11 protein-coding genes and 1 tRNA gene are annotated in these 14,458 nt (G+C 63.1%); 5 read left to right on the top strand and 7 right to left on the bottom strand.

What is annotated here, in order from left to right; translation table 11 throughout:
• Window positions 1–59: 59 nt before the first annotated feature.
• From DXD24_RS05880 to aroF, 7 genes are all read right to left on the bottom strand, one after another.
• Entirely contained in the window at window positions 60–1,298 is a 1,239-nt protein-coding gene (locus DXD24_RS05880; RefSeq protein ID WP_117646374.1) for a shikimate kinase, read from the bottom strand.
• Window positions 1,299–2,444: a prephenate dehydratase gene (gene pheA, locus DXD24_RS05885; protein WP_117646375.1), complete on the bottom strand. Its 1,146-nt coding sequence runs from the start codon at window positions 2,442–2,444 to the stop codon at window positions 1,299–1,301. It lies immediately after the preceding gene.
• Window positions 2,445–2,580: 136 nt separating this feature from the next.
• Complete coding sequence (gene aroC, locus DXD24_RS05890; protein ID WP_117564235.1) at window positions 2,581–3,678, bottom strand: chorismate synthase; 1,098 nt, start codon at window positions 3,676–3,678, stop codon at window positions 2,581–2,583.
• A 1-nt stretch (window position 3,679) separates the two neighbouring features.
• Window positions 3,680–4,999, bottom strand: coding sequence for a 3-phosphoshikimate 1-carboxyvinyltransferase (gene aroA / locus DXD24_RS05895; protein WP_089573431.1), 1,320 nt, complete (start codon window positions 4,997–4,999; stop codon window positions 3,680–3,682).
• The gene (aroB, locus tag DXD24_RS05900; RefSeq protein ID WP_117564236.1) at window positions 4,993–6,099 is read right to left on the bottom strand and encodes a 3-dehydroquinate synthase; all 1,107 of its coding nucleotides are present in this window, start codon (window positions 6,097–6,099) and stop codon (window positions 4,993–4,995) included. The genes aroA and aroB overlap by 7 nt, the downstream gene beginning before the upstream one ends.
• A 36-nt stretch (window positions 6,100–6,135) precedes the next feature.
• On the bottom strand, window positions 6,136–7,050 hold the full coding sequence (locus DXD24_RS05905; RefSeq protein WP_117646376.1) for a prephenate dehydrogenase/arogenate dehydrogenase family protein: 915 nt from the start codon (window positions 7,048–7,050) through the stop codon (window positions 6,136–6,138).
• Between the two features lie 3 nt (window positions 7,051–7,053).
• Window positions 7,054–8,076: a 3-deoxy-7-phosphoheptulonate synthase gene (gene aroF, locus DXD24_RS05910; protein ID WP_117564238.1), complete on the bottom strand. Its 1,023-nt coding sequence runs from the start codon at window positions 8,074–8,076 to the stop codon at window positions 7,054–7,056.
• Window positions 8,077–8,280: 204 nt separating this feature from the next.
• Between aroF and DXD24_RS05915 the strand changes: the two genes are divergently transcribed.
• The 5 genes from DXD24_RS05915 (at window position 8,281) to DXD24_RS05935 (ending at window position 14,363) form a co-directional block, all read left to right on the top strand.
• Window positions 8,281–8,357, top strand: a tRNA-Arg gene (locus DXD24_RS05915).
• A gap of 76 nt (window positions 8,358–8,433) precedes the next feature.
• Window positions 8,434–11,151 (top strand): HAD-IC family P-type ATPase, encoded by a 2,718-nt coding sequence (locus DXD24_RS05920; protein WP_117646377.1) that lies wholly within the window; start codon window positions 8,434–8,436, stop codon window positions 11,149–11,151.
• Window positions 11,152–11,254: 103 nt separating this feature from the next.
• Window positions 11,255–12,397, top strand: a complete 1,143-nt coding sequence (locus tag DXD24_RS05925; protein WP_158550163.1) for a zinc ribbon domain-containing protein — start codon at window positions 11,255–11,257, stop codon at window positions 12,395–12,397.
• A 107-nt stretch (window positions 12,398–12,504) separates the two neighbouring features.
• Window positions 12,505–13,047 carry a peptidylprolyl isomerase gene (locus DXD24_RS05930; RefSeq protein ID WP_117564241.1) on the top strand — a complete coding sequence of 181 codons (543 nt, stop codon included), beginning with the start codon at window positions 12,505–12,507 and terminating at the stop codon, window positions 13,045–13,047.
• An 11-nt stretch (window positions 13,048–13,058) separates the two neighbouring features.
• Window positions 13,059–14,363, top strand: a complete 1,305-nt coding sequence (locus DXD24_RS05935) for a tetratricopeptide repeat protein (RefSeq protein WP_233502343.1) — start codon at window positions 13,059–13,061, stop codon at window positions 14,361–14,363.
• The last annotated feature ends 95 nt before the right edge of the window (window positions 14,364–14,458 follow it).

Here is a 14,458-nt window from a genome sequence, read left to right on the forward strand (position 1 = left end):
TCTTCGACGTTTGCTCAGATAAAACCTGCCAAAATAAACCTGTCCCTTTTTGGTAGGTTTTAGAGGGTGTCGAGGAGGGCTCGGGCGGTGTTGGCTGCGCAGTCGCGCGAGTCGATGATGTAGTCGGCCCAGGCGCGGTAACGCGGCATGCGCTGCTCGGCCAGCTTGTCGATACCGTCGCGGGCGGTGATAGGGCGGCCCTTGTGGGCGAGCTCATCGAGCTTGCGGTTGAGCATCACAATCTGACTGTTCTGGTGCAGCAGCGGGTAGTTCTCGTCGCGCGTGACGGCGCCGCCGCCGGTGGAAAGCACCAAGCCGCTGCGCTTGGAGATGTCGGCCAGGGCCGCCGTCTCCTGCTCGCGGAAGGCTGGCTCGCCGCGCTCGACGATAAAGTCGGCGCAAGGCATGCCCAGACGCTCCTCGAGGGCGCGGTCCAGGTCGATGTGCTCGCGGCCGGTGAGCAGGGCGATCTGCTCACCCACGCGGGTTTTGCCCGAGCCCGGCATGCCGATCAGGGCGATGTTCTGCTCGCGGTGAGACAGGCGCTCCGTCACGTCCAGGATGCGCTCGCGGCCGGTGGCCTGGCCGGTATAGCGCTCGACGGCTTGCGCCGCCTGGGCCACAAGCATGAGCAGGCCGCCGATGCAGGGGATGCCACGACGCTCGGCCTCGAGCATGAGCCCCGTGCGGGCGGGGTTGTAGACAATGTCGATGACGCCCTCGAGCGCGTCGAGGCCCTCGAGCGTGCAAGGCGCGTCGGGGCAGTGAGGGAACATACCGGCAGGCGTGCAGTTGACGAGCAACGCGGCGTCGGACTGCTGTGCAATGTTGTCGTAGTTGACCTCGCTCGCGCGTCCCACGGGCACCACGATCGCGCCCAGGTCGCCCAGCACCATACTTGCCGTGGTGCCGGCGCCTCCGGTGGCTCCGAGCACGAGGACCTTCTTGCCGGCAATCTCCACACCCAGCTCCTCGACCAGGCACTGGAAACCGAAGTAGTCGGTGTTGTCGCCGCTCAGACGGCCGTCAGCCAGGCGTGTGATCGTGTTGACGTTGCCCATGCGTTCGGCGAGCGGGCTCAGCTCGTCCAGGTAGTCCATGACGGCGCGCTTGTAGGGAATGGTCACGTTGGTGCCCTCCCATTCATCGCCGGTCATAAAGGCCTCAAGATCCTCGGGCTCGCGCTCAAAACGCACGTACTCAAGCCCCGCGAGCTCCTTGTAGATGGTCGGGGTGTAGCTGTGGCCCAGCACGCGGCCCAGCACGCCGTAGGGGCGGGTTGTGGCGACGTCGGTCATCTAGAGCACCTCCGTGTAGCTGCCAAAGTAGGTGAAGCTCTCGCACACGTCATCAATCGAGTCGAGCAGGTCGTCGAGGGCCTTGCTGCCAAAGGGGCAGTCCAGATCGAAGTAGAACATAAACTCAAAGTCGCGCCCGGGGATGGGGCGGCTCTCGAGCTTGATAAGGTTGATGTTGAGCGCATAGAAGCGCTCGAGCACGCGATAGAGCGCGCCCGGCTCGTTGGCCGTGGTGATCAGGAGCGAGGTGCGGTTGGCGCCGGGGTAGACGCGCGGCTCGCGGCTGACGACGACAAAGCGCGTGTAGTTGTTGTCCGAGTCCTGAATGTTGGACTCCAACACCTCCAGACCGTAGAGCGCCGCGCAACTGCACGAGGCGATGGCGGCGACGTCGGTGCGCTCGGAGTTGGCGACCATCTCGGCCGACATGGCCGTGTTGAGATACTTGGTGGCGTGCAGGCCGTGCGCCTCGATAAAGCCGGCACATTGCGCGATGGCCTGACCGTGGCTATAGACCTCGCGAACATCCTGCAGCTTGGTGCCGGGCTTGACGAGCAGGTTGTGGTCGATCTTGAGGCGCAGCGAGCGCACAATGTGGAAGTCGAACTGCGCGAGCAGGTCGTAGACCGCGTTGACCGAGCCCGCGGTGGAGTTTTCGATGGGCAGTACGCCAAACTCGCAGAATCCGTCGCGCACGGCGCGCATGACACCTTCGAAGGTCTCGAAGAAGGCGATATCGGGCACGTCGAAGAGCTTGCATGCGGCGATCTGACTGTAGGCGCCCTCTACGCCCTGGCAGGCGACGCTGGCAGTCTGGGGGAAGGGCGTGTCGAAGGCTTCGGCCGTGGCGTTTGCCCTTTGCGAGACCGTGATGCCCTTGAGTTCGTTGATATAGCGCTGCTGCTCGGCCTTGCTCATGCTCATGAGGAGGCGGAACAGCGTGATGGTCTGCGCCTCGTAGCGCTCGGGTGCGCGGCCGGCAAGGTTGTTGAGCTTGGAGCGCTCGCGGGCGGGGTCGAAGACAGCTTTGCCCATCTCGATTTTTGACTTGGCGACCTCGGTGGCAATGTCCATGCGCTCGACAAAGCTGTTGAGGAGCGTGGCGTCGATGCCATCGATGGCCTGACGAATATCGGCAAGGTCCATGGAGACCCCTTTCACGAGTCGGTGATTTTTCTGGGACGGGGATTAAAAAATCATTAGGTACACAATGATTTTTTAATCCCCGTCCCAGAAAAATCACTGGGTGGGCGTGGGGGCCGGAGTTGGCCCCCGGAGATTTTTAGAGCTGGTCTGCGTCCTCGAGGAGAGCGTCCCAAATCGCGAGGGCGGCGGCTGCTTCGGCTACGGGGACGGCTCGGGGGACGATGCAGGGATCGTGGCGGCCGTGGACCGAGAGCTCGGCATTTTCCATAGCGTCCATGTCCACCGTCTGCTGCTCACGACCAATGGAGGGCGTCGGCTTTACGGCCATGCGCCACATGACGGGCGCGCCGGTCGAAATACCGCCCAGGATGCCGCCGGCGTTGTTGGACTCGACCTCGATCTCGCCGGTCTCGGCATCGATGCGATACGGATCATTGTTCTCGCTGCCGCGCATGGCGGCCACGGCAAAGCCCATGCCAAACTCCACGCCCTTTACGGCGGGAATGCCAAACGCGATCTGCGCGATGCGGTTCTCGATGCCGTCGAACATGGGGTCGCCGATGCCCGCGGGAAGCCCGTAAATGCCGCACTCCACGATGCCGCCGATGCTGTCGAGTTCGTCGCGCGCGGCTAGGATTTCCTCGCGCATGCGGCCGGCTGCGGCGGCGTCAATGCAAGGAAGATCGTTCGTCAGGATCGCCTTGCGGTCGGCCTCGCGATAGACCATATCGTCCATCGGCAGGTCGGAGATGCCGCCGATCTGCGCCACATGCGCCATCACGTTAATGCCGCGGGCCTCGAGTGCCTGCAGCGCAATGCCGCCGGCGATACACAGGGGTGCCGTCAGGCGGCCGGAGAAATGCCCGCCACCAGCGACATCGTGCATGTTGTGATACTTCACGCGCGCCGGAAAATCCGCGTGTCCGGGGCGGGGCTTGCGGCGCAGCTCGGAATAGTCCTTTGAGCGCGTGTTGGTGTTCTCGATAATCGCGGCGATGGGTGCTCCCGTGGTATGTCCATCGACCACACCGGCGATGATGTGGGCGGCGTCGGCCTCGCGGCGTTTGGTCGCGGTCTCGTCGCGACCGGGGGCGCGACGGTTCAAAAAGGCCTGCAGCGCTTCTTGGTCAACGGCGATGCCGGCGGGGACGCCATCGAGCGAGCAGCCGATGGCGGGGGAGTGCGACTGGCCGAAGATGCTTACGTGCAAGACGTTGCCAAAGGTCGAGGACATGCTATTCCTCCTCGAGTGTGACCTTGCCGCCCAGCAGGCGGTAGTGGTCGAAGAAATCGGGATAGGACTTGTTGACGGCCTCGGCGCCGTGGATCACGACCTCGCCGGCGGCGCGGCTCGCGGCGATAGCGGCCATCATGGCGATGCGGTGGTCGTTGTGCGAATCGACCTCGCCGCCGGTGAAGGCATCGACACCCTTGATGATGAGGTCATCGCCGGCAATGCGCACCTGCGCGCCCAGCGCGGTGAGCTCGCGGGTGGTGGTGACCAGGCGGTCGGATTCCTTGATGCGCAGACGGGCGCAATCGCGGATAAAGGTGCGGCCCTGTGCCAGTGAGGCCACGGCCGAGATGACGGGCACCAGGTCCGGAATGTCGTGGGCACTCATCTCAAAGCCGGCGAGCTTGTCGGACTGCACGGTGGCGGCGTTGGTGGAGCGCACGATGCGGGCGCCAAAGCGCGAAAGCGCGGCAAGCACGTTACGGTCGCCCTGTGCGGAGCTCAGCGACACGCCCTCGACGGTGATGGGGTCGTTGCCGATGGCACCGGCGCACAGCCAAAAGGCGGCGTTGGACCAGTCGCCCTCGACGGCTACGCTGCCGGGCGTGCGGTACGAGCCGCTGCTCACGCGGAAGTTCGTGACCTCGGGCTGGCCGTCCTTGGCCGGAATACGCTCGACGTTGACCTCGACGCCAAAGGCCTTCATGGCCTGGATCGTCAGGTTGATGTAGGGACGGCTCTCAATGAGGCCGGTTACCTGCACGCAGGAGGGCTGGGCCAGCAGCGGGGCTGCCAGCAGAAGGCCGGAGATATACTGCGAGCTCACGTTGCCCGGAAGCACAAAGGTGCCCGGGCGCATGCGGCCGCTCGTCTTGAGCGGAAAACCGCCCAGACCCTGTAGGTCGCAGCCGGCGGCGATGATCTCGTCCGAGAGCGGGGAGAGCGGGCGGGCGCCCAAGCGCCCCTGACCCACAAAAGTTGCTTCTGCACCCAGCGCGCAGGCGACAGGCAGCATAAAGCGGAGCGTGGAGCCGCTTTCACCGCAGTCAAGCGTGCCGCCGGCAAGGGCCTTGAGCAGGCCAAACTCAACACTCTTCATGGTGGGGTGGACCTGGAAGCCGTCCTCGACGGTCTCGATGCGAGCACCCAGTGCCGTAAGGCAGCGCACCGTGGCCTCGATGTCGGCGCAGGTGGTGTTGCAGGTGACGTGCGTCTCGCCGTTGGCAAGCGCAGCGCAGATGATCAGGCGATGCGCCATCGACTTGGACGCGATGGCGGGAACGGTGCCCTTGAGCGGGGACGGGGTGATGCGGGCTAGCATGCGGATGCGTCTCCCTTCTGGCCGAGGCCCTCGGCAATGAGTTCGTGGAAAGTGGAAAGCGGTGTGCGGTCGATGCTGCAGCGGCCAATGCCGTGCGGAATCACCAGGTCGATGGTGTCGCCCGCGCGCTTCTTGTCGTGGAGCGCCTCGGCAAAGACGGTATCGGCATCTAGGTCACAGCGGGTCGTGAGGCCATGACGGGCGCAGAGTTCCTCAATACGACCGGGCAGTGCGGCATCGCAGACGCCGTGCAGGGCCGCGGCGCGCGTGATGATGCCCATGCCGATCGACACGCAGTTGCCGTGTCCCAGCTCAAAGTGCTCGCAGGCCTCGACGGCGTGTCCGGCGCTGTGTCCAAAGTTGAGGAGCTTGCGCTGGTTGGTTTCGCGCTCGTCGGCGACGACCACGGCGCGCTTGATGTCGATATTGCGGGCGATGATGAGTGCTACGCGGGCCACATCGCGGTTGAGCAGCTCCAGCGTGAGCGGGGTCTTCTCCAGCTCGGCGAAAAGCTCCGGGTCGGCGATCACGGCGTGCTTGACGACCTCGCCGCAGCCGTCGGCGAACTGCTCGGGCGTGAGTGTGGCCAGACACCCCACGTCGGCGATAACCACGCTCGGCTGCCAAAAGGCGCCGGCCAAGTTCTTGCCGGCTGCCAGGTCGATGGCCGTCTTGCCTCCCACCGACGAATCCACCATGGCGAGCAGGCTCGTTGGGATCTGCACAAACTTGCAGCCGCGCATGTAGGTGGCGGCCACAAAGCCCGCCACGTCGCCCACGACGCCGCCGCCGAGTGCCACGATCACGTCGGAGCGCGAAAGCTCGTGCTCGGCCACAAACTCCAAAATGGCAACGTAGGTCTCAGCGCGCTTATGGGCCTCGCCGGCCTCGAAGGTGCAGATGCTCACCTCGTAGCCTGACGCCTCCAGGCTCTGCTTAACGGGCATCTGGTAGAGCGGGCCCACGTTGGTGTCCGTCACGATGACGGCCTTGGTGCCGCCGGCAGTGGCACGCACGAGCGGTCCCGCCTGCTCCAGCAAAAACGTGCCAACATGCACCTGGTAGGGGCGTGCAGTGTCGATATCGATGGTAATCGCCATAAGCTTCGGTCCTTTCGACCTGGCGTGATGGGTTGTCTAGTGGGAGGCCTCGTCGTCGAGTGCGCGCTTAATGCGGTCGCCCTTGGCAAGGAGATTCTCCAGATAGCGCTGGTCGCGGTCCTTGAGCGCACGGCTGTAGGCGCCAAGCGATTCGATCAGATGGTCGATCTCGAAGGCGAGCGCGTCGGCGTCGTCGATCATGAGCTCGGACCACATTTGCGGGTTGAGGTGCGCCACGCGGGTGAGATCGCGGTAGCTGCCGGCCGAAAAGCCGTGGTGGACCTGAGCGGTCGGGCTCTTAACATAGGCGTTGGAGACGACGTGCGCGAGCTGGCTCGTAAAGGCGATGACGCGGTCGTGCTCGGCGGCGCTGGTCACGCTGAACTTGCCAAAGCCCAAGGGGCGTACCATCTCGCGCACCTGGCCCAAAAGCTCCAGTTTGAGCGCATCGTCCACCGCGGGCGGTACGAGCACGAGCGGGGCGCCCTGGAACAGGTCGGCGCGGGAGTGCGCATAGCCCGAGTCCTGCGTGCCCGCCATGGGGTGCGCGCCCACAAAGTAAAAGCCGTGCTCGCGGGCTAGCTCAAAGGCGCGCTCGCACACGATGCCCTTGACGCCCACCGTGTCGATCACCACGGGGCCCATGATGGCCTCGGTGTCGGTGGCGTCGGCGAGCGCCTGGGCGTGCGCCTCGAGCCACTCGATGCATGCCTCGGGATAGCAGGCAAGGACGATGATGTCGCATTCGCCGAGCGTCTTGTCGTTAAGCTCTCCGGCGACAGTGCCCATGCTGGCGGCCGTCATGACATCGTCATCGGGGTCCCAGGCTAGCACGCGGACGCCCGCCTGCGCATAGCCGCGGGCAAAGCTGCCGCCGATGAGGCCCAGGCCGACGATGCCGGCGCACTTGGGGCCGCCCTGGTTAACGCGCGCGTTTCTCACTGTACCCATGGGCTACTCCATGGTCTCATGGCAGACAACCTCGCGAATGGCTCGGATGCGGCGCATGGTGTCGTCGAACTGATCGGGGGTGAGGGCCTGAGCGCCGTCGGACCATGCGCGGCTGGGCTCGTCGTGGACCTCGATCTCTAGGCCGTTGGCACCGCAGGCGGTCGCGGCGAGCGCCATGGGCTCAACGTAGCGGGTGTAGCCGGTGGCGTGGCTGGGGTCGGCGACGACGGGCAGGTGCGACAGGTGGTGCAGCACCGGCACGGCATTGAGGTCGAAGGTGTTGCGGGTGCGGGTCTCGAAGGTGCGGATGCCGCGCTCGCACAGGATGACGTTGTCGTTGCCCTCGCTCATGATGTACTCGGCGGCCATGAGCAGCTCATCGATCGTGCCGGACATGCCGCGCTTAAGCAAGATCGGAGTCTTGGTCTTGCCGACCTCTTTGAGCAGAGGGAAGTTCTGGGCGTTGCGGGCGCCGATCTGCATGACGTCGATCTTCTTGTCCAGGAAGACCTGCACGTCGCGCGGGTCCATGATCTCGGTGACGATCGGCATGTCGAGATCGGCAGACGCCTCGCACAGCAGGTCCAGACCGGCGGGGCCCATGCCCTGGTAGGCGTACGGGGAAGTGCGGGGCTTGTAGGCACCGCCGCGCAGCATCGTGGCACCGGCGGCCTTCACGCGGCGGGCGATGCGGATGAGGTTCTCGCCCTCGACGGAGCACGGGCCGGCGATGACCTGGAACTGATCGCCGCCGATCTTGACGCCGTGGCCGCAGTCGATGACGGAGTCCTCGGGGTGGAACTTGCGATTGGCGCGCTTGAACGGCTCGGAGACGCGCTGCACGCGCTCGACGACGTCCATGGACTCGAGCAGGAACGGGTCGATCTTGGTCGTATCGCCCACCAGGCCGATGATCGTCTCGTTCTCGCCGCGCGAGACGTCGGTCTTCAGGCCCTTTTTCTCAATCCAGCTGACGATATGGCTGACGGCCTCGTCGCTGGCGCTCTGCTTTAAAATTGCAATCATGGTGTGCCTCTCACATCGATGGATAACCCTTGCAAAAACGGCCCGCATCGCGAGCCGTGTATATATGGTGCATGTGAGTTTATACTAATTGTTTCACTTTTGCGTTCTAAAGTGAGCCTCTGCGCCGCGTCTTCCTCGGAATTGCAAAGCTTTTTCTTTTATTTTGATAGCCCGTGGTGCACTTGGGTATAATGCCAAACGTTGGCCCTATTAGCTCAGGGGATTAGAGCGTCTGCCTCCGGAGCAGAAGGCCGTTGGTTCGAATCCAACATGGGGCACCATCGAACGTGAGACCGTCCGAACCTCGCATGGTCCGGGCGGTTTTTCTTATACCGACGCGACGTGATGGGACGTGGTATGGCAGCAACGGATATCGAGCGCGGACTCTCGACCGCCGAGGTCGAGGAGCGCATCGCCGCCGGTAAGATCAACCGCAACATGGAGCTCAAGACCAAGTCGGTCAAAGAGCTCATCATCGAGAACCTCTGCACGCTGTTCAATTTGATCAACGTGATCTTGGCGTTCCTGGTCATTTTGACCGGTTCGTTTAAGAATCTGACGTTCCTGTTCGTGGTGTTCCTCAATACCGCTATTGGCGTCATTCAGTCCATGCGTTCCAAGAAGATGGTCGATAAGCTCACGCTGCTGACCTCCAAGAAGGCCATCGCGGTGCGCGACGGCTCCGAGGTGGAGCTCGACCTGGACCAGATCGTGCTCGACGACATCATCCGCCTGGGGCGCGGCGACCAGATCCCCGCTGACGCCGTGGTGGTTTCGGGCGAGGCGCTCGTGAACGAGAGCTTGCTGACGGGCGAGAGCGATCTTATTAAGAAACAGCCCGGTTCCGAGCTCATGAGCGGCAGCTTTATCGACTCGGGTCTGCTGCGCGCCCGCGTGATCCATGTCGGCGCCGACAACTACGTGGCCAAAATTAATAACGAGGCCAAGTACGTCAAAAAGGTCAATTCCGAGATCATGAACGCGCTTAACGCCATCGTGCGCTTTGCGAGCATCATCATGATCCCGCTCGGTTTGGCGTTGTTTGCCTCGAGCGTGAGCGAGCTGTGGGATGCCGCGGGAACCCCAGGCAATAGCGCGCTTTCGTGGTGCTTCTCCGAGCTGTTGGCTGGTCATGTGCCTTCGTCGGCGCTGCTGTCCACGGTGGGCGCCCTGCTGGGCATGATCCCGCAAGGCCTGGTGCTGCTGACCTCGTCGGTGCTCGCCATCGCCACGGTGCGCCTGGCCCGCCGCAAGGTACTCGCGCAGCAGCTCTACTGCATTGAGACGCTCGCGCGCGTCGACGTGCTGTGCCTGGACAAGACGGGCACCATCACGTCGGGCCGCATGGAGGTCGAGGGTACCTATCCGCTGCCGGTCGAGGGTATGGGTGCGGGGGAGGGCGACGCCGCCGTTCCCGTCGATACCACGGTGCTCGATTTTGCGCTGGCTAACGTCGCACGTGCGACCTCGGCCGATGCCAACGAGACCTGTCAGGCGCTGCTCAACTATTACGCCGACCGTCCGGTCGAGGTGTCCGAGCCGCTGTCGGTCATTCCGTTCTCGTCTTCCAAAAAGTGGAGCGGCGCGTCGTTTGCACAGGGCTCATATGTGATGGGTGCGGCGCAGTTTGTGCTCTCTGATCGTGCGTTTGCCCAGGTCGAGAACCGTGTCGCCGAGCTTGCCGATACCTGCCGCGTGCTCGTGGTGGCGCTCGTGGACGGCTTTACGCCCGATGGCGATATGGTGGGCGAGGCCGAGCCCGTGGGCTTTGTGACCATCCGCGACGAGATTCGTACCTCGGCGGCCGAGACCATCGGCTACTTTAACGAGCAGGGCGTGACCCTCAACGTGATCAGTGGCGACGACCCGCGTACGGTGTCGTCGATCGCACGCGTGGTGGGCGTGCCGGGGGCGGACGCTTATGTGGACGCCACGACGCTCGATACGCTGGCCAAGCTCGATGCCGCAGTGGACCGCTACCATGTCTTTGGTCGTGTGACCCCGCAGCAGAAGCGCGAGCTCGTGCAGGCACTCAAGCGCCGCGAGCACACCGTGGCCATGACGGGCGACGGCGTCAACGACGTGCTGGCGCTCAAGGAGGCCGACTGCTCCGTCGCCATGGCGGCCGGCTCCGATGCCGCGCGTAACGTGGCCGAGATCGTACTTGTCGACAACGACTTTGCCTCGATGCCCGCCGTGGTGGCCGAGGGCCGTCGCTCCATCAACAACCTGCAGCGTTCGGCTTCGCTGTTCTTGACCAAGACGCTGTTCTCGATGGGCCTGGCGGCGCTGTGCATCGCGCTGCCGCCGTACCCTTTCGAGCCGATTCAGATGACGCTCATCAACTTCTTCTGCATTGGCGCGCCGGGCTTTGTCTTGGGCCTGGAGCCCAACAATGCTCGCGTGAAGGGGTCGTTCCTGACGAACGTGCTCAAGCGGGCACTGCCGGCGTCGATTGCGGTCATTTTGGCCGCGGCGCTCGATATCTTTGTGGCGCGCGTGTTTGGCTTTAACCAGCTCACGCTGTCTACGATGTGCCTGCTTACGTCGTGCGCGGCGAGCGTCAGCCTGATCTGGCGCATCTCGCAGCCTCTCACGCCCTTGCGCGTGGTGCTCTTTGTGTTTGTAGTCGCTGGCATCTTGGTGGGCGTTATCGGATTCCCGGAGCTGCTGTCTATTGCTAACCTGTCGATGGGCCAGATGGTTATCTTGGCTGTCATCGTGGTCTTTACCTGCTCGGTGTTTTTTAAGCTCGCCACGATGATGGATTCGCTCAAGCCGCGTCGTCGTCATGCCGCAACTGGTTTTGGCCGCGGTGTTCGCGTCCGCCTGGGTCGCGGTGGCGGCAAGGTGAGCTCGACGGGTTCGACGGCGGAGCGTTTTGCCAAGCGCGTCGCCGCCGACATGGCGCAGCGCCGCGAAGCTCGCACCGTTCGTGAGGCCGAGGCCCGCGCACTCGAGGGCGTGGCCCAGGCCCAGCCCAAGAAAAAGAAGCCCACGGGCGCCAAGCGCTTCCGCGTAACCAAGTCCGCCCAAGGCATCAAAGTTTCGATGCCAAGCAAAAAGAAGAAGTAGCTACGCGCCCTGGCGATGTTGAATTGGTGCCTTGCTCCTGTGGGGCCGTGGCGATGTTATGCTCTAACCTCGATTGTTTGAATTGCTTCGAAAAGAGGATGCCGTGATCTGCCCGCATTGCCTTAAGACTATCGAGGACGGCGCCTCGTTCTGCCCCTACTGCAACGCCTATGTGGGTCCGGGCGATGGTCCCGAGCACACCGAGTTTGTGTTCTGTGAGGGCTGCGGTGCCCGTCTTTCTCCGCATGATCGTACGTGCCCCAAATGCGGACGCCCCGCTCCGGGTATCCTCTCCGAGGACACGGCCGCATCCGACCTGGCAGCGGGCCGCACGGCGGGCTTTCCGCGCCTAACGCAAGAGCAGATCGATACCGAGGTGCCGCATGCGCCAGCCTCTGCCGCCGCGGTGCTTTCAGACGCCGCCGACCCCAATGAGACCTGCGTGCTGCCGGCTTTCGATAAGGATTTCGGTATCCCCAAGGTCGTTATTCCCACGCCGGTTTCACTGCACGACGATCCTCAAAAACCCAAGCGTAAGGTGCATCCCGACGAGGACGCCTATCACAAGCACAAGCGTCATATTCCCAAGCCGCTCATTATCATCGCGGTCCTTGCCGTCGTGTGCGGTGGTGCCTATTGGTTCGTGACGACCGATCCTATGGGTGTCATGCCTGGCTTCTACGACCAGTTTGGCCAGGCCGCGCAGACGACCTTCCCCACGCGTCAAAAGGGCGAGGCGATTGAGGACGATACCAAGCAGGACGATTCTGCCGAGGTGGTCCAGGAAGAAACCGTGCTCACCGATGATCAGCTCTATACCAGGCTCGACGGTCTGTATCAGACCATCGTGTCCTACGATGACGAGGACCAGATTGGCGAGGTCATCGATTCCTTTAACAATGGTTATCTCCGAACGCCGCTGTCCACCCGTCAGGAGCTGTCGCAGAGTGCCTACGCCCTGCGCGACCAGATCAAAAAGACGCAAGATGAGCTCAACAATCTTAAGTATCAGGACGATACGGTCTATGCGGACGACATCGCCCACTTAAAGCAGCTTGCCGAGTGGATGTATGAGCGCGTTGACGTGATCTGCCAGAGCTGGGATATCTCGCTGGCCATTCCCGATGGCGAGTCGATGAGTTCCCACCAAAGCGAGATCCTGGCGCCCATCGCGCAGGGTGGCAACAGCGCGCTGAACCAGTACGACGCCAATGTGGGTTCCTGGAAGCCGCAGCAGCGTTCCTAAAATTAGTTCGCCATAGTCGGCATAACCTACGTGCGCAATTGATGTAAGCCCGTGCTTATTGCTACAATTCGTACAAATATGCTTTAAACGCACGAGGAGGGAACCACATGTTTGGTTTTAAGAAAGAGCTCTACACGCCCGAGTATCAGCTTATCGGCGACGAGTGCGCCGTAATCGAGACGTCGAAGGGTACCATCAAGGTCAAGTTTGACGGCGAGGGCGCTCCCATTCATGTCGCGAACTTCTGCGAGCTTTCCACGATGGGCTTCTATGATGGCCTTAAGTTCCATCGCTATGTGCCCGGTTTTGTTATCCAGGGCGGCGACCCCAATACCCGCGACATGTCCGGCGCCGACGTCGCTGCCGGTCTTGAGGGCCCCGACGGCATGCCCGGCACCGGTGGTCCCGGCTACTGCATCAAGGGCGAGTTTGCCACCAATCCGCGCAACAGCCATGTCGATGGCGCCCTTGCCATGGCACGCTCCATGGATCCCGATTCCGCGGGTTCGCAGTTCTACTTCTGCCTGGGTGCCCAGCATAACCTCGATTCTGGTTACACCGTCTTTGGTACCACGGTCGAGGGTCTCGATGTGATTTCGCAGCTGCGTGCCGGCGACGAGATCGTCCATGTCGAGATCGTTCACGAGTAAAGGGGACTTCCTTGAATAGCCAGCTGATCCAACAGGGCCGCGCCGCTTACCGCGCGGGTGATTTTTCTGCTGCAGCCCAGATGCTTGGGGCGGCAAAGACTCCCGATGAGATTATGGGCGAGGCCGATCACCTTCGTGGCAACGCCTTGATGCACCTGGGCATGTATGCCGAGGCCGCCGAGGCCTATGCCGCCGCCCTCAACGACGGTACCTACGGCAAGCGCGGCGCGCTGCTCACCAACCGCGGCAAGGCGCTCGCCGCCGTGGGCGACTACACGACGGCCGCCCAGGCGTTCTCTGCCGCTACGCAGGATGCTTCCTATGCCACGCCGTTCAAGGCCTATCTGGGCCTGGGCAATGCGCTGTTCCAGTCGGGCGACTATGCCAACGCGGGAACCGCCTTCCGTCAGGCTGCCATCGACGGCGCCAATCCGGCTCCTGCCGCCGCACTCGGCGAGCTCGGTCGTTGCTTCATTAAGCTCGGCCGTCCGGCGGATGCCGTGGAGACTTACCGCACGGCTATCGACTTTGCCGGCCCCCGCGACGACACGCGTGCGCTCAACGCCGGCATGGGTCAGGCGCTTTCTGCCGCCGGCCGTCCCTCCGACGCACTCGACGCCTTTAATGCCGCTACTGCCGATGGCATCTACCAGCTCACCTCCGAGCAGGCCGATGAGCTTGCCCGCGTGCAGGATTCGCTTGCCGCGCTGTCTGCCCAGACGGCTATGGCCACGGCTCCGGCGCCCGCGATGGACGCTCCTGCCGTCGATCCGCTCGATCCTACGGGCGCGACCGGTCAGTTTATGCCTGATCCCTCGGACACCGGCTTCTTTACGCTGTCCGAGTCCGAGATGGTCCAGCAGGACCGTCAGGATCGTAAGCAGGCCAAGGTCCGTCGTCGCCATCGCCATACGGGTCTCAAAGTCTTCATCGTGCTGCTTCTGCTCATTTTGATCGCCGCGGGCGGTCTGGGCTTTGCCTACACGCGCGGCTTTGGCTTCCCGTCTCAGGAGTCTGTCGTTACCGATCTGTTCCAGGCTGCCGGCGACGGTGACGCCGCAAAGGCCGAGTCTTGCCTGGCCTCGAGCCTGTCCGAGGACGCTAAGTCGATGATCATCTCCTCGATTCCGCAGGGTGCCACCGTGTCCGTCGAGGGCATGGATCAGTCCATGACCGAGACGACCGCCAAGGTGAAGGCATCGATGTCCAAGGGCGGCGAGCAGGAGTACACCGTCAAATTCGTGCGCTCCGACAACCATATCGGCTGGGCCGTTTCTTCGCTCGATATGGATTTCTCGGCTGCTGACAACCAGTAGTGACCTTATGGGATTTAGCTTTGCCCGGCGCTTCACCGCAAGTGAGGTGCCGGGCTTGCGCTAGTATGATGGGCTAGTAGTTTTCCAGCAATCAT

Source organism: Collinsella sp. TF12-2AT (assembly GCF_003436735.1).
Taxonomy (GTDB): Bacteria; Actinomycetota; Coriobacteriia; order Coriobacteriales; family Coriobacteriaceae; genus Collinsella.